Here is a 23,466-nt window from a genome sequence, read left to right as displayed (position 1 = left end):
CTCGGGCCAGAAAGGTGAGGCGCATCACGCTTCACCCATCTCGCGCGGGGCCTGCGCGTGCAGGAAAGGCAGCAGCAGCAGGGCGGAAATTCCCGCCGCGATGGCGATCACAGCGAAGAAACCGCTCCAGTGCCAGATATCGATCACCCGCGCCAGCGGCCAGCCGGAGAGCGATGCGCCAAGATAGGCAAACAGCCCCACAAAGCCCGTCGCCGCGCCTGCCGCCTCTTTGTGGGAACACTCCGCCGCCGCCATGCCGATCAGCATCTGCGGGCCAAAGACGAAGAAGCCGGTAGTAAAGAAGCACGCCGCCTGCATCACGTAGCTGGCGAACGGCATCAGCCACAGCGAGCCGACGGAGAGCAAAATCCCGGCGGCAAAAATCAGGTTCATCGGGCCGCGGTTGCCGTTGAACAGCTTATCCGAACCCCAGCCCGCTACCAGCGCGCCGATAAACCCGCCCAGTTCGAACATCGTGACCGCCGAGTTGGCGGTGACCAGATCCACGCCGAGCGTCTCGGACATGTACAGATTGCCCCAGTCGTTGATGGCCGCGCGCACCACGTAGACCAGCACGTAGCAGAGCGACAGCAGCCAGATGTACGGGTTTTTCAGCACGTATTTGGTGAGGATCTCCTTACGGGTCAGCCCCGCCCCCTCCTGCTGCTGGGCAATCTCCATTTCGTCGTGCCGCCAGTCGCCCACCGCAGGCAGGCCAACGGTTTGCGGCCTGTCGCGCAGGCGCCAGCAGAGGAACAGCCCGGCGAGAATGGCCAGGCCACCGGCAATCATCATCCCCGCGCGCCAGCCGTAGTGCAGCGCCGCGGCGCCGACCACCATCGGGATCAGCGCCCCGCCGACGTTATGCGCGGTGTTCCAGACGGCCCACCAGCCGCCGCGCTCGTTGCGCGAGTACCACGCCGTGAGCAGGCGGGCGCAGACCGGCGCGCCCCAGCCCTGGAAAAAGGCGTTCAGCGCCCACAGCAGGGCGAAGGCCCAAAGCGAGGTGGAGAAGCCAAACAGGATGTTCACCAACCCCGTCGCAATCAGCCCAACGCCCATGAAATAGCGGGCGTTAGAGCGGTCGCTGACGATGCCGGAGAAGAACTTCGACAGGCCGTAGGTGATGTAAAACAGCGTCGCCAGCAGGCCGATGTCGGTGCGCGTCATCACGCCGCTGGCGAGAATTTCCGGCGCGGCGGCGTTGAAGCTTTTGCGGGTGAAGTAGAACAGCGCGTAGCCGAGCCAGATGGCGATCAGAATATGGCGACGCCAGTAGCGGTAGCGGGCGTCGATTTCCGCTTTGTCGCCAATCGGCGCGACGCTGGCAGGGGTTTTAAACATGATAACTCCGTAGCGGCAGGCTGACGCTGACGCGCGTCCCGTGGGTGCAGGAGAGGTTCAGCGTGCCGCCCAGCGCCTTGACGCGCTCGCGCATGCCCGCCAGGCCAAAGCCCTGGTGGCCGGAGCCCGGCGGCAGGCCGCAGCCATCGTCTTCAATCACCAGCATCAGGCGTTCGTCCTGCTGCCAGCCCTGGATCGTGACCGCGCTGGCATTGGCGTGTTTAACAATATTGTTCAGCCCTTCCTGACAGACGCGGAAAAGGGTCACGCGCTGGCCTTCGCTCAGCGCAGATTCGTTAATTCTCCAGTCGAGATGGCTGACAATGCCGCGGCTTTCCAGCTCCATCTCGCGCATCAGGGAACGCACCGCCTGCTCCAGCGACAGGTCGTCAAGCTGGCGCGGACGCAGCCTGCCGAGCAGGCGTCGCACCGAGTCATACACGCCCAGCGAAAGCTGCTCGATATGCGCCCCCCCCTGCTTCACGCCCGCGTTTTCCGCCGCCAGACGCTGAACAATGCCCGCCTGGGTGCGGATGGCGGTGATCGTCTGGCCGATATCATCGTGCAGCTCGCGGGCGACCTCCTGCCGCACGCTCTCTTCGGTCTCCAGCAGGCGTTCAGCCAGACGCCGGTTGCGCGCCAGTTCGGTTTGCAGGGACTGGTTCAGCTCGCGCAGGCGCTGAATGCCCGCCCCGAGCAGCAACCCGGTCAGGCTCTGGGCCAGCAGCGAGAGCAGCAGATCTACCGGATGGTCGTGCCAGGTCTGGCTGGCAATCAGCGCGATGGCGTTCATCAGGGTCGCGATCAGCGCCCCCTGCCAGCCGTAGTGCCAGGCCAGGGCGATAATCGGCAGCGCCAGGCAAAACGGCGTGAAGCGTGAAAGCTCGGCAGGTAAACCCAGCTGAAGCCAGAGGCTCACCACGAAAAGCAGCAGATACCAGATGAGATGCCGGGCGCGCCAGTTCACCGGCTGGGACACCAGCCCCGGACCAAGCGGTTGCCAGACGGTGCTGGAGAGGTAGTGCCAGATAACGAGGCAGGTCGGCGCGAGCGTCAGGCCGCCGGTGAGGGTGAGCAGCAGCGCGTTGAGCATCTCCTTGTCGCCAACCCACGGCAGGGACTGCAGCAGCGCGGCGGCAATTAGCGCCGCCCCCTGTCGCAACAGCGTGCGCCAGTCGCGCTGGTGACGGTAGCGGGAAATGAGCGCAACCGGGAGAAGCGTAAGCAGGCTTCCGGTCATCAATAAGGGCAGGTGCGCGAGGGCGACTTCCTGCGCCAGCCAGACCAGCATCAGCCACTCTGCACCCAGCAAAACGGGCCAGTAGCCGCGCGGGCACTGGAGCATTAACCCCAGTCGCAGGCCGAAGGGAAACAGCAGCACCGCCAGCTCAGGACGCTCCACCAGATGCAGGCTGATGCTCCACAGGCAGAACCACGCGGCGGAGAAGATAAAAAAGCTGGCAACGACGGCGATCAGCCGCGAAAACACGGGACTCATTGCCAGCTGTCGAACATGCGGCGCGCCAGCTCGACGTCGTTGCTGACGTTGAGTTTTTCCATCAGGTTGGCGCGATGGACGTGCACGGTCTTCGGCGACAGATCCAGTTCGGCGGCAATCTCTTTTACCGACATCCCCTGCGCGAGCTTCTCAGCCACCTGACGCTCGCGTCTGGTGAGCGGATCCTGTCGTCCGGCCGCCAGCTTGATGGCGATATCCGGCGTCAGGTAGCAGCCGCCGGTGGAAACGGTGCGCACGGCGGCAATCAGCTCGTCCGGGCTACAGCGTTTGGAGAGGAACCCGCGCGCGCCCGCGTTGAGCGCCTGCTCGACCAGCGCCGGGCTGTCGTGGACCGACAGCATGATCGTCGCCATCCCTTTCGGCAGCTGGCTTAACAGCTCCAGCCCGGAGAGATCCGGCATCGAAATGTCGCAGATACAGACCTGCACCCCGCGCCCCGGGAGGCCGGCCAGCGCTTCACGACCGGAGCCAAACTCGGCCACGACCTGGAAATCCGGTTCGAGGTTGAGAAGCTGGGCAAAGCCAGAGCGGACGATAAGGTGGTCGTCGATAAGGGCGATGGTGGTCATGGTTTGATCCTGATGCGTTAACGCGCCGGATGGCGGCGTAAACGCCTTATCCGGCCTACGTGAAAAGTCCTTGTAGGCCGGATAAGCCCAGCGCCATCCGGCAAAAACCGCCTACCTTAAGCGATCTATTCGAAGAACACCGCAATTTTGTTAAACATGGTGGGATCGGACTGGTTGCGCGCCACTTTAGTGACATCTTCCAGCTTGTCGATCTGCGCCATCATCTGCTCCAGACGCTGGTCATCGTTAACCAGTAGCCAGATGCGGCTGTGCTCGCTGCCCTGAATCGGCAGACAGAGAATGCCTTCCACGTTAAACGCCCGGCGGGCAAACAGCCCGCAAACGTGGGTCATGACGCCAGGGTGGTTGCGGACGGTGAGTTCCAGAATGACGTTATCATGTTGTTTCTGCATGGCTTATTCTCCCACCATCTCAGTATTTGCCGCACCCGGCGGCACCATCGGATACACTTTTTGTTCAGGGTCGATACGGACGTGGATCAGCGCCGGGCCAGGACGTGAGATCGCCGCCTGCAGCGCCGCGTGGGCATCCTCTTCCGCGTTCAGATCGCAGGTGTGCAGGCCAAAGCCGGCGGCAATCTGCATAAAGTTAATCATCCCCGGATAGGTCGCGGCAAACACGCCCTGCTTGTAGAACAGGCTCTGCTGCTGATGCACCAGCCCCAGCGCCTCGTTGTTCATCAGGATGATTTTCACGTCTAACTGGTTTTCGGCCGCGGTGGCCATCTCCTGAATATTCATCATCAGGCTGCCGTCGCCGGAGAAGCAGATGACCTTGCGGTCCGGATTCGCCAGCGCCGCGCCCACGGCTGCGGGCAGGCCAAAGCCCATGGTGCCGAGGCCGCCGGAGGTGAGCCACTGGCGAGGACGGTTCAGCGGGTAAGCCTGCGCGGTCCACATCTGGTGCTGTCCCACGTCGGTGGTGATAATCGCGCTGTCGTCGACGCAGGCGGCCACGGCGTTGATCAGGCCGTAATGGCTCAGCGGATCGCCTTCAGTTGGGATCGCGCCCGGGAACTCGCGCTGCAGATCGGCCACCAGCTGGCGCCAGTCGGCGCGGTCGGTCGCGTCGGTTTGCGGGATCAGCTGCGCCAGCACTTCGGCTACGTCGCCCTGAATCGCCACGTGCGGCTGCTTGATTTTTCCCAGCTCGGCGCGGTCAATATCTACGTGAATGATTTTGGCATTCGGGCAGAACTGCTCTGTTTTGCCAATCGCCCGGTCATCAAAACGCGCGCCCATAACAATCAGCAAATCCGCCTCTTGCAGGATGTAGTTGGTGCTGCGCGCTCCATGCATGCCCAGCATGCCTAATGACAACGGGTGCGCTTTCGGCAGCATGCCCAGCGCCATCAGGGTCATGGTGGTCGGCAGGTTAGCTTTTTCCGCAAACTGGCGGATTTCATCCGCAGCGTTGATCGCCCCGCCGCCCACATAGAGCACAGGGCGTTTCGCCGCGTTAATCATGGCAGCGGCGTCGCGCACGCTCTCCGCGCTGAACTCCGGCGCGGGGGCACGCTCGCCCGGCTCGGGCAGTATGTCGATCTCGATCTCTGCGGTCTGGACATCCTTAGGAATGTCTATCCACACCGGGCCCGGGCGGCCAGACTGCGCAATGCGGAACGCATCGCTGATAACCTGAGGAAGCTCGCTGATATCGCGAACTAAATAGTTATGTTTGGTGATGGGGATAGAGATGCCGTAGGTATCCACTTCCTGGAACGCATCGGTACCGATCATCGAGGAAGGCACCTGGCCGGTAATGCAGATCAGCGGAATGGAGTCGAGGCGCGCGTCGGCGATGGCGGTGACCAGGTTGGTTGCGCCCGGCCCGCTACAGGCCATACAGACCGCCGGTTTACCCTGGGTACGCGCCATGCCCTGAGCGATAAAGCCTGCCCCCTGCTCGTGGCGCGCCAGCACGTGGCGGATCTGCGTGCTTTGGCTTAACGCATCGTACAGCGGCAGCACCGTGCCGCCGGGGATGCCCGCAACAGTGGTGATGCCCTGTCGCTCCAGCAGATGAACGATCAGCTGCGCGCCGGTAAAACGCGTCTTGGTGGATGTTGTGCCCGAACTTGCCATGCTCCAGTCCTTTTCTTCTGAGCCAGCCTTCCGGGGAGGGTCCTAAACGAAAAACCCCGCCCGGTTTGCGCCGGCGGGGTTTTGGATTCGTGTGTTGATCCAGTCCCTACGGCGCATTGCCGACGACCACCACCACACGCACGACGACCACTGCGGCTGGTTGCGCAGTTTTTAGTAGGGTCGAAGTGAAGATGGATGAAGTCATTGGGGACCTGTGTTTGGATTCATTGATTGAATTTATACAAACACAGGTTTTCGGGCGTGACAATGGAAATATTTTCATCTGCGCAAAAATGCGTCAGGGATCACGTTTCAGTACGTTGCCCGCTCATTCCAGGCGTCACTATAGATGACATTGCCGTCGCAATGCTTCCAGGTGATTTTCTCATAGCGTATGAGAACCGTTTCAAGGTGTGTTCCCGTGTTCGCGCCGGGATACAGGTCAGGTGTGATTGAGGTTATTTTCACATTCTCCAGGAGGATATTAAAATATTCCTGTTCTAAACCCGCCTCATTAATCTGATACATCTTAATGGTGGCTGACTGGAGTGTTCTTCCCGTACTCAGCGCGCGAAAGAGAAGCGGGGTTACACGATCAAATTCTTTCTGAAACATAATGGGCATGTGGATGCGCGTGCCCGTCAATTTCCCGGTATTCCCGTCGACTGGGATGTTGACATTATGAGTGAACGATTTGAGTTCAATTGAACCTTCACGCCCTGTCACAAGGCAGGGGCCAACCATGGGGGAACCTTTTTCATCTGTAAGAAATAAATAAACCGGATTTGACATAAAGAATACCTTTTTTTTAAAAAATCAATCGAACTTATCAAAACGACCAAAAATTATTGGATGAACAATGATAAATACACCGATAGAAATAAATGTGAGTACTACCCAGTGGTCAGGTACCAACCACAGAAACAAAGAGGCGCATACAAAAACATAAACGGGGAATAAAATATCCGTAAAGAGAATGGATAATAGACTCTTAAACATGCTATTTGTGCCTTAAGTCGTCATAAATCGCTTCAAAATCCCTGTAGAATCCCATTTGAACCTTCTTAATCACTTCAGACAGGAATGGTTCAATAAAGTAATAGAGCATCTCCAGTTGTGCGGCATAGAGGGTGGCGTAATACTTTGGGTCCAACGTTTTCAGGTGACGAGCAGCAAGCGCGCACTTCTGCTCCGTTCCAATCAGTTGAAACGCCATGACAACGTTAGGTACGCGGCGTGCAAGCCGCTCGACGACGATTTCTGAGAGCAGGCCAGATTTGGAGAGATATATTGCCAGTCCCCATGCTATTGCTAAGCGCGCTGCTTTGCTTGTCGGGATGTTTTTAACAAGTCCGGTTACTTGTGAACCCGTCTTGCGGGCGCGATTTTGTTCATTTCCATTTTCAGAGTCATTTAGAACACTTTTAAAATAAAGATAGAGCATCTGTGCTATTACATCGCGATAACGGTAAAGAGACACAATTGAGAGGTACATCCTCTTTTCTTCTGAGAGAAGCTCATCACATACATCGTGATAGCTGGGGATTAAGCATGATGAGTACCAGCTTACACGCTCCATTCCTGAATAGATATCAGAGCCGATTCCCTTTAATGCTTTCCATGTCCCGGCAACGCCTTGCTGTCCATAAATAGCCAACTGCCTGTCGCTCTGGAACTTCATCTTCAAATAATCCGATGCTTGCATAACATATCCATATCATGCCTGTGGTTATAAGAATATACATTGAAAAGCAGTGTAATTCAAACCAGTGAAATTGCCTCAAAATACATTCACGAAAAAAATAATTCGATTAAATATTATTTTTTACGTCTATATGCGATGCGATTTTAATATCCTGGTAAGTCTGTTGTTTATATGAAATGGCTTATTTGGTGCTGCATCTTGTAAAACAATACTGCTTCCCCTGCATAAAATTGATTTCTTAAGAAGCCTGACCAGGTCACTGCTTATCCCGGTATTTTTTTGTAGGCAGACCAGAAAACAAAAAACCCCGCCGGAGCGAGGTTTTTATCAGGGTTTTGCGGTTGGTCGCCGCAGAACACACTGTGTTACGTCAACGCGAAAAGTATACGCGATCGAAGACGAACGCGCAATTCAGGCACGGATTTTGACGTTTTTGAGTATGGATCGCCTTCCAGATTTTGTCCACAAAATACTGTTCATACGTACAGTATTTATCTATACTGAGGGTGTTCGCAGTGAGCGAGGGGGCCGCAGTTCTACCGGCGCAACAAAGTCCTGGCTGAAACGGGTGGTGCCGTCAGTGCCTTAACCCCTGAAGTGAGCACACTGTGTTACGTCAATCCAGGTGCTGGCAACAGGCGGCGGAAAGGTACGCCAGCATCGTGCTCCTTTTAACCAAAAGGAGACGCGTATGAGCGTAGTGGATATGGTGATACTTATCCTCAAACTCATTGTTGCTGTACTGCAACTGCTTGATGCTGTCCTGAAATTCCTTCGGTAATTCAGGTTCAAGTCGCACCTGAGAGGGGCGGGCAACCGCCCCTCTTTAATAACGAGGGAATGCTATGTCGCGTCTGTTAATTGAGCCTGTCACACCGGATGAGCCGGGGTATATCGCCCTGAAGGCGGAAAGTATCGCATTGAATTTCAACATGCTGCGCAGGCTGGAAGAGAACTGGCAGCGTGGTGAGAACCGCTTTAACGCACCGGGCGAAAAGCTGCTGGGTGCGTTTCTCAACGGCAAGCTGGTGGGCGTGTGTGGTCTCAACCGCGATCCGTTCAGCCAGCAGCCGCGCGCCGGACGTATTCGCCATCTCTACGTCAGCGAGAAGTGCCGCGGGCTGGGGATTGGCAAGCAGCTTTTAACCGTCGTGATGGCCGATGCCAGCATCTGGTTTGATTTCCTCAATACCCATGCGCCGGACGCTGCCTACGGGTTTTATCGCCGGGCCGGTTTTACGCTGGTCTCGGACGAACCGCGGGTGACGCACCGCCTTTTTTGTGCGGTGTAACCGGCTGGCAGCTTCAGGACGTGAATGTTACAGTTGAGTGACAATTCATCACCCGATACGCCATGACCATCACCGTATTCTGCATTTTACTGTTTGCCGCACTGCTGCATGCCAGCTGGAATGCCATAGTTAAAGCCGGAACGGATAAGCTCTATTCCGCGATTAGCGTCAGCGGCTCCGCCACGCTGATTGCCCTGGTGCTGCTCCCCTTCTCTCCACAGCCCTCTGCCGCAAGCTGGCCGTTTTTGTTAGTCTCATGCGCCTTACAGGTGGTCTACACCGTGCTTGTAGCGAAGACCTATCAGGTTTCCGATATGAGCCAGACCTATCCGCTGATGCGCGGCACCGCACCGCTGCTGGTGGCCCTGATCAGCGTGCTGGCGCTTGGCGATCGTCTCTCCTGGCTCGCCTGGTCCGGCATCGGGGTAATTTGCCTGTCGATTCTGGCGATGGCGATGCACGGGCGCATGCAGTCGCGAAAAGGGATCTGGCTGGCGCTGCTAAATGCCTGTTTTATCGCCGGGTATACCCTGGTGGACGGCACCGGCGTGCGGTTGTCGGATACCGCGCTGGGCTATACGCTGTGGACCTTCTTTATGAACGGCTTCTGCCTGCTGGGCTGGGCGATGGTCGCGCGCCGACGCGAGGCGTCCGGCTACCTGCGTCTGCACTGGAAAAAGGGGCTGCTCGGCGGCGTTGGCACGATGGGCTCTTACGGTCTGGCGCTGTGGGCAATGACGCAGGCACCGCTGGCGGTGGTCGCGGCGCTGCGTGAAACCTCCATACTCTTTGGCGCGCTGATCGCTTTTTTGCTTTTAAAAGAGAAGGTTGCGGGCCTGCGCATCGCGGCGGCACTGGGCATTGCCGGCGGCGCCATTCTGCTGCGCCTGGCGTAAAGCACTGGCAACATTAGTTGCCGTTCTTGTTTACAAATCCTGCCTTTATCGATTTTTTCATTCACCACAACAATGCTTAAATTGTCATCTCTCTGTGGTAGATTCCTCGCGCATTTATGGGAATGCGCAGTCACTTATTCTTCATTTTTCTCTTTTGGCAAAAGTATTCAGCGACATGAAAAAACAAAGGAACGTTAACTTATTGTTGATGCTGGTGTTACTGGTGGCCGTCGGTCAGATGGCGCAAACCATCTACATTCCGGCGATTGCCGACATGGCAAAGGAATTAAACGTCCGCGAGGGCGCAGTACAGAGCGTAATGGCAGCCTATCTGCTGACCTATGGCGTCTCGCAACTCTTCTACGGCCCGCTCTCCGACCGCGTCGGGCGTCGCCCGGTGATCCTGGTGGGCATGAGTATTTTCATGGTGGCGACCGTCATTGCGATGACCACCCATAACCTGACCGTATTGATTGCCGCCAGCGCCCTGCAGGGCGTCGGGACCGGCGTCGGCGGGGTAATGGCACGAACCTTACCGCGCGATATGTATCAGGGCACCCAGCTCCGTCATGCCAACAGCCTGTTGAACATGGGTATTCTGGTCAGCCCGCTGCTGGCCCCGTTGATTGGCGGCCTGCTGGACACGATGTGGTCCTGGCGCGCCTGTTACGCCTTCCTGCTGGTGCTCTGCGTGATTGTCACCTTCAGCATGGCGCGCTGGATGCCCGAAACGCGCCCGCAGGACGCGCCGCGCACGAAGCTCATTGCCAGCTATAAGACGTTGTTCGGCAACGGATCGTTTACCTGCTACCTGCTGATGCTGATCGGCGGCCTGGCGGGCATTGCGGTGTTCGAAGCCTGTTCCGGCGTGCTGTTGGGCGCGGGGCTTGGCCTGAGCAGCATGGTCGTGAGTATTCTGTTTATTCTGCCGATCCCGGCGGCGTTCTTCGGCGCGTGGTTTGCCGGACGCCCGAACAAACGCTTCTCAACCCTGATGTGGCAGTCGGTGATCAGCTGTCTGCTGGCGGGTCTGATGATGTGGATCCCGGGGCTGTTTGACGTGATGTCGGTCTGGACGCTGCTCATCCCGGCAGCGCTGTTCTTCTTCGGCGCGGGGATGCTGTTCCCGCTCGCCACCAGCGGTGCGATGGAGCCGTTCCCGTTCCTCGCAGGTACGGCGGGCGCGCTGGTGGGCGGCTTACAGAATATCGGCTCCGGCGCGCTGGCCTGGCTCTCGGCGATGATGCCCCAGACCGGGCAGGCTAGTTTGGGCCTGCTGATGACGCTGATGGGGCTGCTGATTTTACTGTGCTGGCTGCCGCTGGCGTCGCGTGTCCCGCATCACGAGCAGCCGGTTTAACCGCATGATGGCCCGGCTTCTCGCCGGGCTTTTCACAGACGGGCGCAATCATCGCCTGCAATAACGGCTCCGGCGCAGGCCGCCAGGCGCCCTCTTCCCCGTCGTAAAACTGGAAATCCGCGTTAAGCGCATACGGGATTTTCGCCTTTTGCAGCTCGCAGGCCATAAAGGTGGCGAACGCTATTTGCGAGGCGGTTGGCGTGAGGTGGCTTGACTCCCCCACGCCCCAGCCCCCGACCCAGCTAACGTGCCCGGTTTTTTGCTGCCAGTGCAGCGCGGCGTTGATGCGGTTATGGATAGCCGCTTTCTCCACCGCCGTGCCGGACGTCCACGGGTATTTGCCGCCATTCTTCAACGGCCCCCACGGGAAAATATGCCACTCCGCCAGCAGGTAGTTTTGGCTGTGCGCGGGCAACTTCAGGCTGGATAGATCCTCCGGCGCGGCACGCAGGCGCGGCGCAATGAAGATCATGCGCTGCGGGTCAATGTCGTGGATCGCTTTAATGGACTTTTCATAGACGCGGTTTAGAGACGCCAGGTTGTGGTTGAGCTTGTCGGCCGGCTCATAGATGAGGTCAAAACCCAGCAGCGGGTAGCTCTGACCGAAATAGTGCGCCACGGCAATCCACCAGTTGATCGTCTCTTTCTCGTTATCGGCTTTCGGGTCGTTTTTATATTCATCAGCCTGATACGCGACTATCGGGATCACGCCATACTGCTCGCAGGCTTCTACCAGCTTGCGCAGGTGGATCAGCCGCGCTTCCGTCGGCTCATCGGCCACGCGGATGCGCACGTGGGTAATGCCTTTTGCACGGAAATCGCGGACCACCAGCGGGTCGAATTCGCGTATGCCGCGCTCGGTTCGCGCCCAGTCCACATCCATCCCGACGCCAAGCTGCTGCGCATAATGGGCAGCCGTCAGCGGCGGCTCGGCGCCAATCGCCCAGCCGGAAGAGAACAGTAATGCAGAGACAATGAAAGGCTTTAACACGGTTTACCCTGGATAAATCGAAAGCATTACCTGTATTTAGCACGCTTTTTCATATTTGGTGTAGAGCGAAAGCGTAATAATTCTTCAACCTGCCAGTTCTCTCAGCCAGCCGATAAAGGCATCTATTTTCGGCCACTGTCGGCCAGAAAGCGTCGAAATATAGTAGTGCTGATGACATTTCAGGGTCTTTTCGCCAAACGGGGCGATCAGCTCGCCCCGTTCAAGCCGTTTTTGCACCAGCCGCTTTCTGCCCATCGCGACGCCAACGTGGTTGATGGCCGCAATAATCGCCAAATCCGAACGATCGAAACCGATACCCGACGATGACGGCATGTTCACCGCAAAGTGCTGCGCCCAGCTCAGCCATTCATCCGTACCGGAATCGTTACTCCAGGCCTGACGGTCATGCAGCAGCGTGCAGTGGCTGAGGTTATCGGAGTTTTTCAGCAATTCATGCTCGCGGGCATACTGCGGTGAGCAGACGGGCAAAATCTCCTCATCCATCAGGAAGTGATGAGAAAGGTGGTTTGGCGGCGTATCGTCGAAATAGAGCGCCAGATCGACACCCGTTCGCTGCATATTGACGTAATCATTACCGGTCAGGATGGTGAGCGAAATTGACGGGTAACGGCGGGTAAAGTCTCCCAGCATCGGTACCAGCCAGCACTGTGCGATCGACGGCCGGGAGTAGACCGTCAGCGTACCGGACAGCGCCTGGTTTTTGATATCCAGGATCTCCTGATTCAGGGTGTCGAGGGACGATTTTAGCGTCCAGTAAACGCGCTTTCCCTCCTGCGTCAGCTCGACTTTACGATGCGAGCGGACAAACAGCTGAATGCCCAGCTCCTCTTCCAGCAGGTTGATGCGGTGGCTTACCGCGCTGGGGCTAAGCGACAGTTCCTCCGCCGCCAGCGCGAAGGATTCATGCCGGGCCGCCACTTCAAAGGTATACATTTTCGACAGCTGCCAGCCGTTTAACAGCCGGTTTCTGGCTTCATTTGTATCGGTCATCACAATTCTCACGCGTGGTTTCTGCGCTCAGCATACCGTTTAAGGGTGAATTTATGTGAACCTAATGCGGATTAAGTGTGCTTTTTAGAGCGTAGTCACTCAGTTGATCCAATCTGGCTCATCTGAACGCCAATTTATATCGTTTGTCAGCCCACACCGCTTTTTCGTCCAATACCCCCAGATGACATAAGGGTGAGGTGAGATATGGGATCTCAGGTCTGGGTTGTGGCAACGCTGCTGGTCAGCATTGTGTTGATTGTTTTAACCATCGTAAAACTGAAGTTTCACCCGTTCCTCGCGCTGCTGCTGGCGAGCTTTTTCGTCGGCGCAATGATGGGAATGAGCCCGCTGGATATGATAAACGCCATCGAGAGCGGGATCGGCGGCACGCTGGGCTTCCTGGCGGCGGTGATTGGTCTTGGCACCATTCTCGGCAAGATGATGGAGGTTTCCGGCGCGGCAGAGCGCATCGGGATCGCCCTTCAGCGCTGCCGCTGGCTGTCAGCAGACGTGATTATGGTGCTGGTGGGCCTGATCTGCGGCATTACGCTGTTCGTGGAAGTGGGCGTGGTCCTGCTGATCCCGCTGGCGTTTTCCATCGCCAAAAAGACCAACACGTCGCTGCTCAAGCTGGCCATTCCGCTCTGCACCGCGCTGATGGCGGTGCACTGCGTGGTGCCGCCGCATCCTGCTGCGCTGTTTGTGACCAATAAATTAGGGGCGGACGTTGGAACGGTGATCGTCTACGGCCTATTGGTGGGCCTGATGGCCTCTCTGATCGGTGGCCCGCTGTTCCTGAAACTGCTCGGCAATCGCCTGCCGTTTAAACCGGTTCCGGCGGAATTTTCAGACCTGAAGGTGCGTGAAGAGCATACCCTGCCGTCGCTGGGCGCTACGCTGTTCACGGTGCTGCTGCCGATTGCCCTGATGCTGGTGAAAACCATCGCCGAGCTGAATATGGCAAAAGAAGGCACGCTGTATACGCTGCTGGAGTTTATCGGCAACCCGATCACCGCGATGTTTATCGCCGTGTTTGTCGCCTACTACCTGCTGGGGATCCGCCAGCATATGGGCATGGGCACGATGCTGACGCACACCGAGCACGGCTTTGGCTCTATCGCCAACATTTTGCTGATTATCGGCGCAGGCGGCGCGTTTAACGCCATCCTGAAAACCAGCGGGCTGGCGGACTCACTGGCGCATATTCTCTCGAACCTGCACATGCACCCTATTCTGCTCGCCTGGCTGGTGGCGCTGGTGCTGCATGCCGCCGTCGGTTCCGCCACGGTCGCGATGATGGGGGCGACGGCCATCGTCGCGCCGATGCTGCCGCTCTACCCGAACGTCAGCCCGGAGATCATCACCATTGCCATCGGTTCCGGCGCAATTGGCTGCACGATCGTCACCGATTCCCTCTTCTGGCTGGTGAAGCAGTACTGCGGCGCGACCCTGAATGAGACCTTCAAATACTATACGACGGCGACGTTTATCGCCTCTGTGCTTGCACTTGGCGGCACATTCCTGCTTTCTTTCATTATCTGAGCGCGAAGAGACCTATTATGGAAAACGCAACTATCACTACTTTAACCGCACAGTTTCCTCTGGTTGAGGATCTGATTGCCCTGAAAGAAACCACCTGGCTTAACCCGCGCACCACAACGCTTGCGGAAGGGTTGCCGTACGTTGGGCTGACCAAAGCCGACGTGGACGACGCACACGCTCGCCTGAAACGCTTCGCGCCGTATCTGGCGAAAGCCTTCCCGGAGACGGCAGCAACGGGCGGGATTATTGAATCCGAGCTGGTCGCCATTCCGGCAATGCAGGCGCGGCTGGAGAACGAGTCCGGGAAGACCATTCCCGGCACCCTGCTGCTGAAAAAAGACAGCCATCTGCCGATCTCCGGCTCGATTAAAGCGCGCGGCGGCATCTATGAGGTGCTGACCCACGCGGAAAAACTGGCGCTGGAAGCCGGAATGCTGAGCGTTGAAGACGACTACAGCGTTCTGCTGGAGCCGCGCTTTAAGGACTTCTTCAGCCAGTACAGCATTGCGGTCGGCTCAACCGGCAACCTCGGGATGTCCATCGGCATTATGAGCGCCCGCATCGGCTTTAAGGTGACGGTGCATATGTCTGCCGACGCCCGCGAGTGGAAGAAAGCCAAACTGCGCAGCCACGGCGTCATCGTCGTGGAATATGAGCAGGATTACGGCGTGGCGGTGGAGCAGGGACGCAAGGCGGCAGAAAGCGATCCGAACTGTTTCTTCATTGACGATGAAAACTCCCGCACCCTGTTCCTGGGCTACGCGGTGGCAGGCGAGCGGCTGAAGGCGCAGTTTGCCGAACAGGGCCGCGTGGTGGATGCCGATCATCCGCTGTACGTCTACCTGCCGTGCGGCGTCGGCGGCGGCCCTGGCGGCGTGGCGTTTGGCCTGAAGCTGGCCTTTGGCGATAACGTCCACTGCTTCTTCGCGGAGCCCACGCACTCCCCGTGCATGCTGCTGGGCGTTTACACCGGGCTGCACGACGAGATTGCCGTGCAGGACCTGGGCATTGATAACGTGACGGCGGCGGACGGGCTGGCGGTAGGACGCGCCTCCGGCTTCGTGGGCCGCGCGATGGAGCGCCTGCTTGACGGGTTCTACACCCTTTCCGACCAAAGCATGTACGACATGCTCGGTTGGCTGGCGCAGGAGGAAGGCATTCGGCTGGAACCGTCCGCGCTGGCGGGCATGGCCGGGCCGGTGCGCGTTCATTCGCATACCAACGTTACCCACCTGGTGTGGGCGACCGGCGGCGGGATGGTGCCGGAAGACGAGATGGCGAAGTATCTGGCGAAAGGGAAGTAATTATGCCGGGTGGCGGCTACGCCTTACCCGGCCTACGGTTCGCGGCAGTTGTAGGCCCGGTAAGGCGTAGCCGCCACCGGGCTTTAAAAGCTCACAATTTGCTGAATGTGAGTAACTGCAAAGAGTAAAGACAGAGACAGCACGGCCAGGGCGATCAGGAACTTATCCCGCACCGCTTTCGGCTGTACAAAATCGCTCTGCGCCACGTCCATCAGGTTACGGCTGCGGGTATAGCGCCATAAAACGATCGCCACCAGCGCCAGCACAACAAGCGAGATCCAGAACGGCATCCCGGTGCGGTGCCAGTTGTGCTTAATCGCGAGGGCAATCAGCGCGCCATACCCCAGCAGCGTGCGCAGCCAGGCGAGTGACGTCCGCTCCGGCTGCAAACCGGGGTCCGCTTCGCGTCGCGCTTTGCGGCTATCCGCCATAGAACACCAGCACCATCACCACGCTCGCCACTGTCAGCAAAATCACGCTGATGATAAGTAATCCACGCGTATAGGGCAGATCCTGCTTCAGACGCATCGCCTTCTCATTGCGCAGCCAGCGCAGGTAGCCGTAAATCGCCAGCACGCCCGCGAACAGGCACAGCAGCAGCGCCAGCACTTCGCGGATCAGCGGCGTGGCGAAATCAGGCGCGAGCTGGTCGAGCCCCACCCCGGCGGCAAGGAATCCCAGCGCGGTGCGGATCCACGCTAAAAACGTGCGTTCATTAGCCAGCGAGAAGCGGTAATCCGGCGCTTCGCCGAGGCGGGAAATTTTCATGAAGGTTCCTTGTCGTGCTACGGGCAGGCTTCAGCATAGCGTAAATCGACCAGGACAAGGAGACCGGCATCGGGGGATGCCGGTCAGGACCGTTAATGCAGCTCTGGCCAGTACTCTTTGTTAGCCTCGATCAGGTCATCCAGAATCGCCTTCGCGACGGACGCGCTCGGCACGGTTTTCGACAGGGTGATCGCCTGCCAGAGTTTCTGGTACGAGCGCTGCTCCCAGGCATCCACCACCAGTTTTTCCACCGCCACCTGCTGGCTCATCAGCCCTTTCTGGAAGTGCGGAATATCGCCCACCGTGAGCGGCTCCGGTCCGTTATGGCCCACCAGGCATGGGATCTCCACCATCGCGTCGGCATCAAAGTTATGAATGGCCCCGTTGTTTGGCACAATCAGCAGCATCCGCTCCTGGGTGTTAAAGGCAATGGCGGTCGCCAGATCGACGATGTACGACGCGTGTTCATCGATTTCCAGATCGCCGGCGGAGGATTTTCCCGCCTCGATAATCGCCCGGCAGGAACTGAACACGTTCTTCTCACGGTGATCCATGACCTCATTGGCGCGGGTGCGTTCCGGGTTGGAATGCGCGACCACGTAGTCCGGGAACAGATAATACTTCAGGTAGGTGTTCGGCATGGTGTCCGGATCCAGCGCCTGCACGTCTTTTGCTTTAGCGAACGTATCGTTCCAGCTCGCTTCGGTATGCGCATCTTCTGAAGGCGGCACATAGCCGTTTTTCGCGACATATTCGCGCAGCTTCGGCATCAGATCGTTGCCGTTCTGGTCTTCAATTGACGTCCACCAGCCGAAATGGTTCAGGCCGTAGTAGCGCACGCGCATCTCTTTGCGGTCTTTCAGGCCGACAATCTGCGCCATTCGCCCTTCAATGCCGATCGGCATATCGCAGATATTGAGGATTTTGGCGTTCGGACGCAGGCGGCGCGTGGCTTCCGCGACAATCGCCGCCGGGTTGGAGTAGTTCAGCATCCACGCGTTCGGAGAGTATTGCTCCATATAATCCACCAGCTCCAGCACGCCGCCGATAGAACGCATGCCGTAGGAGATGCCACCCGGTCCGCAGGTTTCCTGGCCCAGCACGCCGTGGCGCAGCGGGATTTTTTCATCTTTTTCGCGCATCGGGTATTTGCCCACGCGGATATGCGCCATCACGAAATCGACATCGCTAAAGGCCGCTTTCGGATCGGTGGTGTAGCTGAATTCAATCTCCGGGGCCTGCTCCTTAAGGATGATTTTGCACGCTTCGGCGATGGTCTCCTGACGCGCGCCGTCGTTGTCATAGAACTTCAGGGCGCGCAGCGGGAAACGGTCACGGTTGGCTAACAGCATCAGGACGATACCAGGCGTAAAGGTGCTGCCGCCGCCTGCAATAACAACTGAGAATTTTTTCATGATATAGCCTCTGTCAGGGTGGTTTGTTCATTCGTTAAGGGGGTTTTCATCAGCGATTCCAGCTGGTCGCGCACCTGAGGAACGTGCAGACCGACAATCACCTGAATGCCGTTGCCGCGTCGCACCACGCCGTGGGCGCCGAGGGCTTTGAAGACGTCATCGCTTTGCGTTTTCGCCATATCGACCAGGGCGATACGCAGGCGGGTGGCGCAGTTGTTGATGCTTTCGATATTGGCCGCACCGCCGAGCGCCTGCAGGAATCCGGCGGCTTGCCCGACCTGCTGGCTGGCCGCGGCCGGGACGGTGGTTTGCCCGCGCGCCGCCTTATAGTCGGCCTTGCTGTAGAGCTTTATTTCGCTCTCTTCCCGGCCCGGAGTTTTCAGGTTCAGACGCGCAATCAGCGTTTTGAATACCACGAAGTAAATTCCGGTGAAGCAGACGCCAATGCCGATCTGGGTGAATACCGTCGCGGCGTGGTTATGGAACATCGGGATCCAGTTTTGCGGCAGGAACTGGTCCAGCAGGCCGCCGCCCATGTTCCCGACCACGCCGAAGATGTACATCACCGTCGCCATGGTGGCCGCCAGCACGGCGTGGACGGCAAACAGCAGCGGCGAGATAAACAGGAAGGTGAATTCGAGCGGTTCAGTAATGCCCACCAGCACCGCGGTAAGCGTGGCCGGAACCAGCAGCCCCGCGACCTTGACGCGGTTTTCCGGCGACGCGGTATACCAGATCGCCAGCGCAATCCCGACCGAACCGAACACTTTTGAGTTGCCGTGCAGCGCGAACCCGCCTTCCGGGAAGAGGGTTTTCAGCGGCAGGGTGCTCTGGCTGAATTCCTGCAGGTGCTGCGCCCAGTAGACCTGAATCCCACCCTCCACCGCCGCCGGGCCGAAGATGAACGGACCGTAGACGAAGTGGTGCAATCCGGTTGGGATCAGAATGCGTTCCAGGAAGGTATAAACCCACACGCCCAGCGCCCCGGCAGAGCGCAGGAACGCCTGCAGAGACTCAATGCCCATCTGCACTTTCGGCCAGCCCAGCAGCGTCAGCCAGGCGCAGGGGATCATGACGAAGAACGCGAGGATAACGACAAACGAGCTGCCCTGGAAAATCCCCAGAAACACCGGCAGCGGCTTGTCAAAATAGCGGTTGTGGATGGCGGTGACGATGCCTGAAATCACGATGGCCCCGATGATGCTGGTATCGAGCGTTTTGATCCCGGCAATCATCGCCAGCCCGCTACCTGCCGTCGGTTCGGCGGAGAAATCGACGCCAAAGAAGGGGCCCCAGGTCATCCCCATCGCGTTGATAAAGTAGTTCCAGGTCAGGAAACTAATCAGCACCGCCAGACAGGCGCGGCCCTGCGCCTGCTTCGCCAGGCCAATCGGCAGGCCGACGGCAAAAATCAGCGGCATATTGCGGAACACCGCCCAGCCGCCCTCTTCAATGATATGAACAATCTGCGCGAAAAGATGATCGGGGGCCGTTAAGGCTTCGCCGACAAACAGCGGGTTGCGAAGCATGATGGCGATTCCCACCACGATCCCGGCGAACGGAAACAGCAACACCGGGGTAAACATGGCACCGCCAAAACGTTGTATTTGACTGAGCATTTTTAAATCCTCATGAAACAACCTGTAGGGGTAGAGGCCTTTATGTTTTTTTGCTGGCCTGAGGTGAGCATAAGAACTTACTGATGCGCGAACATGGCGTGCCGCTGCGATTCGTGATCGCATTCATGGTTTTATTTTGACCAATCAGGTCTACTTTTTGCGGTAAATATGGACATGTCAGGACGCCATCCACGCCCTGATAAGGGCAGAGAGGTCTACTGGTGATCTACAAATCTATCGCCGACAGATTGCGGCTGCGGCTGAATTCGTCGGACTACAACATCGGCAGTCCGCTGCCGGGCGAGAAAGCGCTGGCGCAGGAGTTCGGCGTGGCGCGAATGACCATCCGCAAGGCGCTGGATCTGCTGGTGAGCTGGGGGCTGGTTGAACGGCGGCACGGCAGCGGCACGTTTGTGTCGCGCAAAGACGTTCATCACGAAACCACCAACCTGACCGGGCTGGTGGAGGTGCTGCGTCAGCAGGGCAAAGAGGTGCAGAGTAAGGTCTTACAGTTTGAAGTGATGCCCGCCCCGCCCGCCATCGCCAGCCAGCTGCGAATTCAGGTGGATGAGCGGATCTACTTTTCCCGGCGGGTGCGCTACGTGGACGGAAAGCCGCTGATGCTGGAGGACAGCTTTATGCCGGTGAAGCTGTTTCGCAACCTGTCGCTGGCGCATCTTGAAGGGTCTAAGTTTGATTACATCGAGAAGGAGTGCGGGATCACCATCAGCGGCAACTACGAGAGCCTTACGCCGGTGCTGGCAGATAAAATGCTGGCGGGTTATATGAACCTGCCGGAACAGACGCCGCTGCTGCGTATCACCTCCCTTTCCTACAGCGACAGCGGCGAATTCCTCAATTATTCCGTGATGTTCCGAAATACCAGTGATTACCAGGTGGACTACCATCTGCGGCGCATCCACCCGGACGACCTGCTAGCCCATTCCCCAGAACAGCACCGCCAGTAGCTGCGGGGTGATGATGCGCAGGAACATCACCAGCGGATAGACGGTAGCATAGGAGAGAGCGGCCGCGCCGCTGGTGGCGTGCAGGTTGTTGGCAAAGGCCAGCGCTGGCGGATCGGTCATGGAGCCCGCCAGCATGCCGCATAGAGTCAGGTAGTTCATTTTGGCGAACATCCGCGCCAGTATGCCCACCGTCAGCAGCGGGATCGCCGTGATAAATATGCCGTAGCCGACCCAGCTCATCCCTTCGCCCTTGACCAGCGTATCGACGAAATCCCCGCCAGACTTCAGCCCGACCACCGCCAGGAACAGGACGATGCCCAGCTCGCGCAGCGCCAGGTTGGCGCTCGGCGGCATAAACCAGTAGAGCTTACCGATGCAGCCGATACGCCCGAGGATCAGCGCCATAATCAGCGGCCCGCCTGCCAGGCCCAGCTTGAGAGCAACCGGGAAACCCGGCACGTACAGCGGAATAGAGCCGAGCAGCACGCCGAGCCCGATCCCGATAAACACCGGCAGCATCTGCACCTGCTGCAGTTTCTGCTGGGCGTTACCCACCATATCCGCCACGGCGTCGATGGACGATGGACGACCCACCAGGTTGAGGATATCCCCGAATTGCAGGCTGGCTTCCGGGCTGGCGACCAGCTCGACACCCGCACGGTTGAGACGTGAGATCACTACGTCGTAGCGTTCTTTTACCTGCAGATCGCGTATTTTTTTGCCCAGTACCTGCTCGTTAGTCACCACAACGCGTTCCACCCGCATATCGGTGCCGCGCGTTGAGAGCGAGGTATCCACTTCCTGACCAATCACCAGCCGCGCGTTGTTTAAATCGCCGGGCTGGCCGACCAGATGCAGCAGATCGCCTTGCTGAATGACGGTGCCGGGCGCGGGGACCATCAGCATATCGTCGCGCTTAAGGCGGGAGCAGATAATATTGGCGCTGTTCAGGATCGGCACGTCCTGAATCGCCATATTGTTAAGGTTGGGGTTATCAACCCGAATGTTGATGGTTTTGATCGGCATATGGCCGTTGGTGAGCGTGGTTTCGTGGTCCTTCGCCTCTTTATCGACATTAATGCGAAACAGGACGCGGACCAGCCACATGGAGAGCAGAATGCCGCAAATGCCAAACGGATAGGCCATGGCGTAGCTCATCCCCATCTGGTCGACGATGCCGGATTCGATGCCCAAATCACGCAGGATTTGCTGGCCCGCGCCGAGCGCGGGCGTGTTGGTGACCGCCCCGGAGAAAATACCCAGCACCACGGGCAGAGGGATAGCAAAGATTTTATGCAGAATGGCGGTGACCAGCCCGCCCATCACCACAATGCCGAGGGCAAACAGGTTGAGCCGTAATCCGGAGACACGAAGAGAGGCGAAAAAACCCGGCCCTACCTGAATCCCGATGGTATAGACGAACAGGATCAGGCCGAACTCCTGGGTAAAGTGAAGCATTTCGGCGCTCAGCACCAGCCCGAGCTGGTCGGCAAAGTGGCCGACAAAAATGCCGCCAAACAGCACCCCGCCTATCCCAAACCCGACGCCGCGGATTTTGATATTCCCTATCCACAGGCCAACAACAGCGACCAGGGCCAACACGCTGACGGTTAACGCGATATCACTCATGATCCACTTCCTTGGCATAACCTTAGTTATTTCAAGGATTCTCTCAGAGCCGTGGACGGTTGTATGGGCGATGGCGCACAAAAAAGCCCTGCCGGGGCAGGGCTTTAGCTTTTCACCTTCTCCCTGAGGGAGAGGGCCGGGGTGAGGGCATCAGCCCCAACACTATTAACTGTTTAACGCCGGCCGATCGCTAATGGCGATACGCTGCGGCGCGATGGCTTCCGGCACGTTGCGGGTCAGGTCAATATGCAGCAGCCCGTTGGTAAACGTTGCGCCGGAGACGTCCATATGGTCTGCCAGGGTAAAGCTCAGGCTAAACGGCTGATTAACCAACCCCTGATGTAGCCATTTGGTTTCGGTCTCTTGTTTCTCCGGCGTACCTTTCACGGTCAGACGCGTGCCTTCGAGCTGAATATCCAGATCCTCCTGACGGAAGCCGGCCAGCGCCAGGGTGATGCGATAGTGGTTATCGTCGCTTTTTTCGATGTTGTACGGCGGAAACGTCTGTTGCTCAGCGGTGTTTTGCAGGGCATTAGCCAGTTTGTCAAAACCAATCCACTGACGAAGTAAGGGGGATAAATCGTAGTTACGCATACTAAATCTCCTTCTGAGAAGCGAGTTCGGCACAGTTTAATTTTGTGCGCAGTTGTTCCTGCAAATCCGGATGGATTCGCATATGCTCCCGTTACGGCAAGCAAGTCTGGGTGGGCCGCTCGCGCGACCCGCATAATTAGTTAATTTCGATACGACGCGGTTTTTTCTCTTCCGGAATCACACGTTCCAGTTCGATAAACAGCAGGCCGTTGACCAGGTTCGCGCCTTTCACGTGAATGTTCTCGGCTAACTGGAACTTGCGTTCAAAGTTGCGCTCGGCGATGCCCTGATAAAGGTAGGTACGTTCTTTCTGCTCGGCCGTATGGGAACCTTTCACCACAAGCAGGTTGTCCTGCGCGGTGATCTCCAGTTCGTTTTCTGCAAAACCGGCGACGGCAATGGCGATGCGGTAGTGGTTTTCGTCAACCAGCTCAACATTGTATGGAGGGTAGCCGTTGCTCTGGCTTTGGTTATTTTCTAAATGGTTAAACAGGCGGTCAAAACCAATTGCAGAACGGTATAGCGGAGAAAGATCGAAGTTACGCATAAATAAAACTCCTGAAATCAGCGAGAAAATTAAGCCTTCCACCATGGACAGGCCTTTACGCCCCCCGAACACCCATCAGGCGAGTTCGTTATCGGGTCGTATTCTTAAAATGGGTCTGCAGGCGAGCTTTTCAAGCACGACGACTGCACTTTTTTTTGCACTTTCCTGCATCTCGCTTAGACTGGGACAACAGCACAAAGGGTTAAATTGCGATGGCTGCCACAGTGCGGGGTTATCGGGCTATCCATTTTGGATAAGGCTCGCTATAACCCTGAGTTGCAGGTCTAT

The 23,466-nt window shown here is 57.8% G+C and carries 24 protein-coding genes and 1 other annotated feature; of the genes, 7 read left to right on the top strand and 17 right to left on the bottom strand.

Annotated features, from left to right (window positions below):
• Positions 1-24: 24 nt before the first annotated feature.
• The 8 genes from V1587_RS02995 to V1587_RS02960 form a co-directional block, all read right to left on the bottom strand.
• Entirely contained in the window at positions 25-1,344 is a 1,320-nt protein-coding gene (locus V1587_RS02995) for an MFS transporter (protein WP_371899062.1), read from the bottom strand.
• Positions 1,337-2,842 (bottom strand): signal transduction histidine-protein kinase/phosphatase UhpB, encoded by a 1,506-nt coding sequence (gene uhpB, locus V1587_RS02990; protein WP_395314501.1) that lies wholly within the window; start codon positions 2,840-2,842, stop codon positions 1,337-1,339. Before uhpB ends, V1587_RS02995 begins: the two co-directional genes overlap by 8 nt.
• Positions 2,839-3,432 carry a transcriptional regulator UhpA gene (gene uhpA / locus V1587_RS02985; protein ID WP_022646555.1) on the bottom strand — a complete coding sequence of 198 codons (594 nt, stop codon included), beginning with the start codon at positions 3,430-3,432 and terminating at the stop codon, positions 2,839-2,841. The genes uhpB and uhpA overlap by 4 nt, the downstream gene beginning before the upstream one ends.
• A 125-nt stretch (positions 3,433-3,557) precedes the next feature.
• Entirely contained in the window at positions 3,558-3,845 is a 288-nt protein-coding gene (gene ilvN, locus V1587_RS02980; protein ID WP_010426528.1) for an acetolactate synthase small subunit, read from the bottom strand.
• 3 nt (positions 3,846-3,848) lie between these two features.
• A complete protein-coding gene (gene ilvB / locus V1587_RS02975; RefSeq protein WP_371899060.1) occupies positions 3,849-5,537 on the bottom strand; it encodes an acetolactate synthase large subunit in 1,689 nt (562 codons plus the stop codon).
• 106 nt (positions 5,538-5,643) lie between these two features.
• Positions 5,644-5,742: an ilvB operon leader peptide IvbL gene (ivbL, locus tag V1587_RS02970; protein WP_057979964.1), complete on the bottom strand. Its 99-nt coding sequence runs from the start codon at positions 5,740-5,742 to the stop codon at positions 5,644-5,646.
• A gap of 107 nt (positions 5,743-5,849) precedes the next feature.
• Positions 5,850-6,329 carry an Hcp family type VI secretion system effector gene (locus V1587_RS02965; RefSeq protein ID WP_371899059.1) on the bottom strand — a complete coding sequence of 160 codons (480 nt, stop codon included), beginning with the start codon at positions 6,327-6,329 and terminating at the stop codon, positions 5,850-5,852.
• A gap of 208 nt (positions 6,330-6,537) precedes the next feature.
• Positions 6,538-7,242 carry a hypothetical protein gene (locus V1587_RS02960; protein ID WP_371899058.1) on the bottom strand — a complete coding sequence of 235 codons (705 nt, stop codon included), beginning with the start codon at positions 7,240-7,242 and terminating at the stop codon, positions 6,538-6,540.
• Positions 7,243-7,933: 691 nt separating this feature from the next.
• On the opposite strand from V1587_RS02960, the gene tisB reads away from it, so the two are divergent.
• The 4 genes from tisB (at position 7,934) to emrD (ending at position 10,790) form a co-directional block, all read left to right on the top strand.
• Entirely contained in the window at positions 7,934-8,023 is a 90-nt protein-coding gene (gene tisB, locus V1587_RS02955) for a type I toxin-antitoxin system toxin TisB (protein ID WP_023309830.1), read from the top strand.
• 64 nt (positions 8,024-8,087) lie between these two features.
• Complete coding sequence (locus tag V1587_RS02950; protein ID WP_024907376.1) at positions 8,088-8,534, top strand: GNAT family N-acetyltransferase; 447 nt, start codon at positions 8,088-8,090, stop codon at positions 8,532-8,534.
• Positions 8,535-8,596: 62 nt separating this feature from the next.
• Complete coding sequence (locus V1587_RS02945) at positions 8,597-9,430, top strand: EamA family transporter (protein WP_371899057.1); 834 nt, start codon at positions 8,597-8,599, stop codon at positions 9,428-9,430.
• 175 nt (positions 9,431-9,605) lie between these two features.
• Positions 9,606-10,790: a multidrug efflux MFS transporter EmrD gene (gene emrD / locus V1587_RS02940; protein WP_371899056.1), complete on the top strand. Its 1,185-nt coding sequence runs from the start codon at positions 9,606-9,608 to the stop codon at positions 10,788-10,790.
• Here emrD and V1587_RS02935 read toward each other — a convergent pair.
• Together V1587_RS02935 and dsdC are read right to left on the bottom strand one after the other, a co-directional pair.
• On the bottom strand, positions 10,693-11,781 hold the full coding sequence (locus V1587_RS02935; RefSeq protein WP_371899055.1) for a cellulase family glycosylhydrolase: 1,089 nt from the start codon (positions 11,779-11,781) through the stop codon (positions 10,693-10,695). The genes emrD and V1587_RS02935 overlap by 98 nt on opposite strands.
• Before the next feature lie 84 nt (positions 11,782-11,865).
• Positions 11,866-12,792, bottom strand: coding sequence for a DNA-binding transcriptional regulator DsdC (dsdC, locus tag V1587_RS02930; protein WP_371899054.1), 927 nt, complete (start codon positions 12,790-12,792; stop codon positions 11,866-11,868).
• A gap of 204 nt (positions 12,793-12,996) precedes the next feature.
• On the opposite strand from dsdC, the gene dsdX reads away from it, so the two are divergent.
• Both dsdX and dsdA read left to right on the top strand, forming a co-directional pair.
• On the top strand, positions 12,997-14,334 hold the full coding sequence (dsdX, locus tag V1587_RS02925) for a D-serine transporter DsdX (protein WP_371899053.1): 1,338 nt from the start codon (positions 12,997-12,999) through the stop codon (positions 14,332-14,334).
• Positions 14,335-14,351: 17 nt separating this feature from the next.
• Complete coding sequence (gene dsdA / locus V1587_RS02920; protein WP_371899052.1) at positions 14,352-15,638, top strand: D-serine ammonia-lyase; 1,287 nt, start codon at positions 14,352-14,354, stop codon at positions 15,636-15,638.
• Positions 15,639-15,721: 83 nt separating this feature from the next.
• Here dsdA and V1587_RS02915 read toward each other — a convergent pair whose 3' ends face one another.
• From V1587_RS02915 to V1587_RS02900, 4 genes are all read right to left on the bottom strand, one after another.
• Entirely contained in the window at positions 15,722-16,069 is a 348-nt protein-coding gene (locus V1587_RS02915) for a DUF202 domain-containing protein (RefSeq protein ID WP_371899800.1), read from the bottom strand.
• Entirely contained in the window at positions 16,059-16,406 is a 348-nt protein-coding gene (locus V1587_RS02910; RefSeq protein ID WP_371899801.1) for a YidH family protein, read from the bottom strand. Before V1587_RS02910 ends, V1587_RS02915 begins: the two co-directional genes overlap by 11 nt.
• Before the next feature lie 92 nt (positions 16,407-16,498).
• Positions 16,499-17,821 carry a 6-phospho-alpha-glucosidase gene (locus V1587_RS02905; protein ID WP_371899802.1) on the bottom strand — a complete coding sequence of 441 codons (1,323 nt, stop codon included), beginning with the start codon at positions 17,819-17,821 and terminating at the stop codon, positions 16,499-16,501.
• On the bottom strand, positions 17,818-19,440 hold the full coding sequence (locus tag V1587_RS02900; RefSeq protein WP_371899803.1) for an alpha-glucoside-specific PTS transporter subunit IIBC: 1,623 nt from the start codon (positions 19,438-19,440) through the stop codon (positions 17,818-17,820). The genes V1587_RS02905 and V1587_RS02900 overlap by 4 nt, the downstream gene beginning before the upstream one ends.
• Before the next feature lie 221 nt (positions 19,441-19,661).
• On the opposite strand from V1587_RS02900, the gene V1587_RS02895 reads away from it, so the two are divergent.
• Positions 19,662-20,408, top strand: a complete 747-nt coding sequence (locus V1587_RS02895; protein WP_395314500.1) for a GntR family transcriptional regulator — start codon at positions 19,662-19,664, stop codon at positions 20,406-20,408.
• Here the strand turns inward: V1587_RS02895 and V1587_RS02890 are convergent.
• From V1587_RS02890 to ibpA, 3 genes are all read right to left on the bottom strand, one after another.
• A complete protein-coding gene (locus tag V1587_RS02890) occupies positions 20,376-22,037 on the bottom strand; it encodes a putative transporter (RefSeq protein ID WP_371899805.1) in 1,662 nt (553 codons plus the stop codon). The genes V1587_RS02895 and V1587_RS02890 overlap by 33 nt on opposite strands.
• Before the next feature lie 165 nt (positions 22,038-22,202).
• Entirely contained in the window at positions 22,203-22,631 is a 429-nt protein-coding gene (ibpB, locus tag V1587_RS02885; RefSeq protein ID WP_008500161.1) for a small heat shock chaperone IbpB, read from the bottom strand.
• A 136-nt stretch (positions 22,632-22,767) separates the two neighbouring features.
• Positions 22,768-23,178: a small heat shock chaperone IbpA gene (gene ibpA / locus V1587_RS02880; RefSeq protein WP_008500162.1), complete on the bottom strand. Its 411-nt coding sequence runs from the start codon at positions 23,176-23,178 to the stop codon at positions 22,768-22,770.
• Positions 23,172-23,243: a sequence feature (ROSE (Repression Of Heat Shock gene Expression) occurs in the 5'-region of heat shock genes and acts as an RNA thermometer to modulate expression.), on the bottom strand. (Overlaps the previous gene by 7 nt.)
• Between the last annotated feature and the right edge of the window lie 223 nt (positions 23,244-23,466).

Source organism: Enterobacter sp. ECC-249 (assembly GCF_043965265.1).
In the GTDB taxonomy this organism is placed as follows: Bacteria; Pseudomonadota; Gammaproteobacteria; order Enterobacterales; family Enterobacteriaceae; genus Enterobacter; species Enterobacter quasiroggenkampii.
This window is presented reverse-complemented; position numbering and strand designations above follow the sequence as displayed.

Bases quoted from the DNA above. Each gene is read 5' to 3' on its own strand.
- V1587_RS02995 (WP_371899062.1), bottom strand. From the start codon at position 1,344: ATGTTTAAAACCCCTGCCAGCGTCGCGCCGATTGGCGACAAAGCGGAA.
- uhpB (WP_395314501.1), bottom strand. From the start codon at position 2,842: ATGAGTCCCGTGTTTTCGCGGCTGATCGCCGTCGTTGCCAGCTTTTTT.
- uhpA (WP_022646555.1), bottom strand. From the start codon at position 3,432: ATGACCACCATCGCCCTTATCGACGACCACCTTATCGTCCGCTCTGGC.
- ilvN (WP_010426528.1), bottom strand. From the start codon at position 3,845: ATGCAGAAACAACATGATAACGTCATTCTGGAACTCACCGTCCGCAAC.
- ilvB (WP_371899060.1), bottom strand. From the start codon at position 5,537: ATGGCAAGTTCGGGCACAACATCCACCAAGACGCGTTTTACCGGCGCG.
- ivbL (WP_057979964.1), bottom strand. From the start codon at position 5,742: ATGACTTCATCCATCTTCACTTCGACCCTACTAAAAACTGCGCAACCA.
- V1587_RS02965 (WP_371899059.1), bottom strand. From the start codon at position 6,329: ATGTCAAATCCGGTTTATTTATTTCTTACAGATGAAAAAGGTTCCCCC.
- V1587_RS02960 (WP_371899058.1), bottom strand. From the start codon at position 7,242: ATGCAAGCATCGGATTATTTGAAGATGAAGTTCCAGAGCGACAGGCAG.
- tisB (WP_023309830.1), top strand. From the start codon at position 7,934: ATGAGCGTAGTGGATATGGTGATACTTATCCTCAAACTCATTGTTGCT.
- V1587_RS02950 (WP_024907376.1), top strand. From the start codon at position 8,088: ATGTCGCGTCTGTTAATTGAGCCTGTCACACCGGATGAGCCGGGGTAT.
- V1587_RS02945 (WP_371899057.1), top strand. From the start codon at position 8,597: ATGACCATCACCGTATTCTGCATTTTACTGTTTGCCGCACTGCTGCAT.
- emrD (WP_371899056.1), top strand. From the start codon at position 9,606: ATGAAAAAACAAAGGAACGTTAACTTATTGTTGATGCTGGTGTTACTG.
- dsdC (WP_371899054.1), bottom strand. From the start codon at position 12,792: ATGACCGATACAAATGAAGCCAGAAACCGGCTGTTAAACGGCTGGCAG.
- dsdX (WP_371899053.1), top strand. From the start codon at position 12,997: ATGGGATCTCAGGTCTGGGTTGTGGCAACGCTGCTGGTCAGCATTGTG.
- dsdA (WP_371899052.1), top strand. From the start codon at position 14,352: ATGGAAAACGCAACTATCACTACTTTAACCGCACAGTTTCCTCTGGTT.
- V1587_RS02915 (WP_371899800.1), bottom strand. From the start codon at position 16,069: ATGGCGGATAGCCGCAAAGCGCGACGCGAAGCGGACCCCGGTTTGCAG.
- V1587_RS02910 (WP_371899801.1), bottom strand. From the start codon at position 16,406: ATGAAAATTTCCCGCCTCGGCGAAGCGCCGGATTACCGCTTCTCGCTG.
- V1587_RS02905 (WP_371899802.1), bottom strand. From the start codon at position 17,821: ATGAAAAAATTCTCAGTTGTTATTGCAGGCGGCGGCAGCACCTTTACG.
- V1587_RS02900 (WP_371899803.1), bottom strand. From the start codon at position 19,440: ATGCTCAGTCAAATACAACGTTTTGGCGGTGCCATGTTTACCCCGGTG.
- V1587_RS02890 (WP_371899805.1), bottom strand. From the start codon at position 22,037: ATGAGTGATATCGCGTTAACCGTCAGCGTGTTGGCCCTGGTCGCTGTT.
- ibpB (WP_008500161.1), bottom strand. From the start codon at position 22,631: ATGCGTAACTACGATTTATCCCCCTTACTTCGTCAGTGGATTGGTTTT.
- ibpA (WP_008500162.1), bottom strand. From the start codon at position 23,178: ATGCGTAACTTCGATCTTTCTCCGCTATACCGTTCTGCAATTGGTTTT.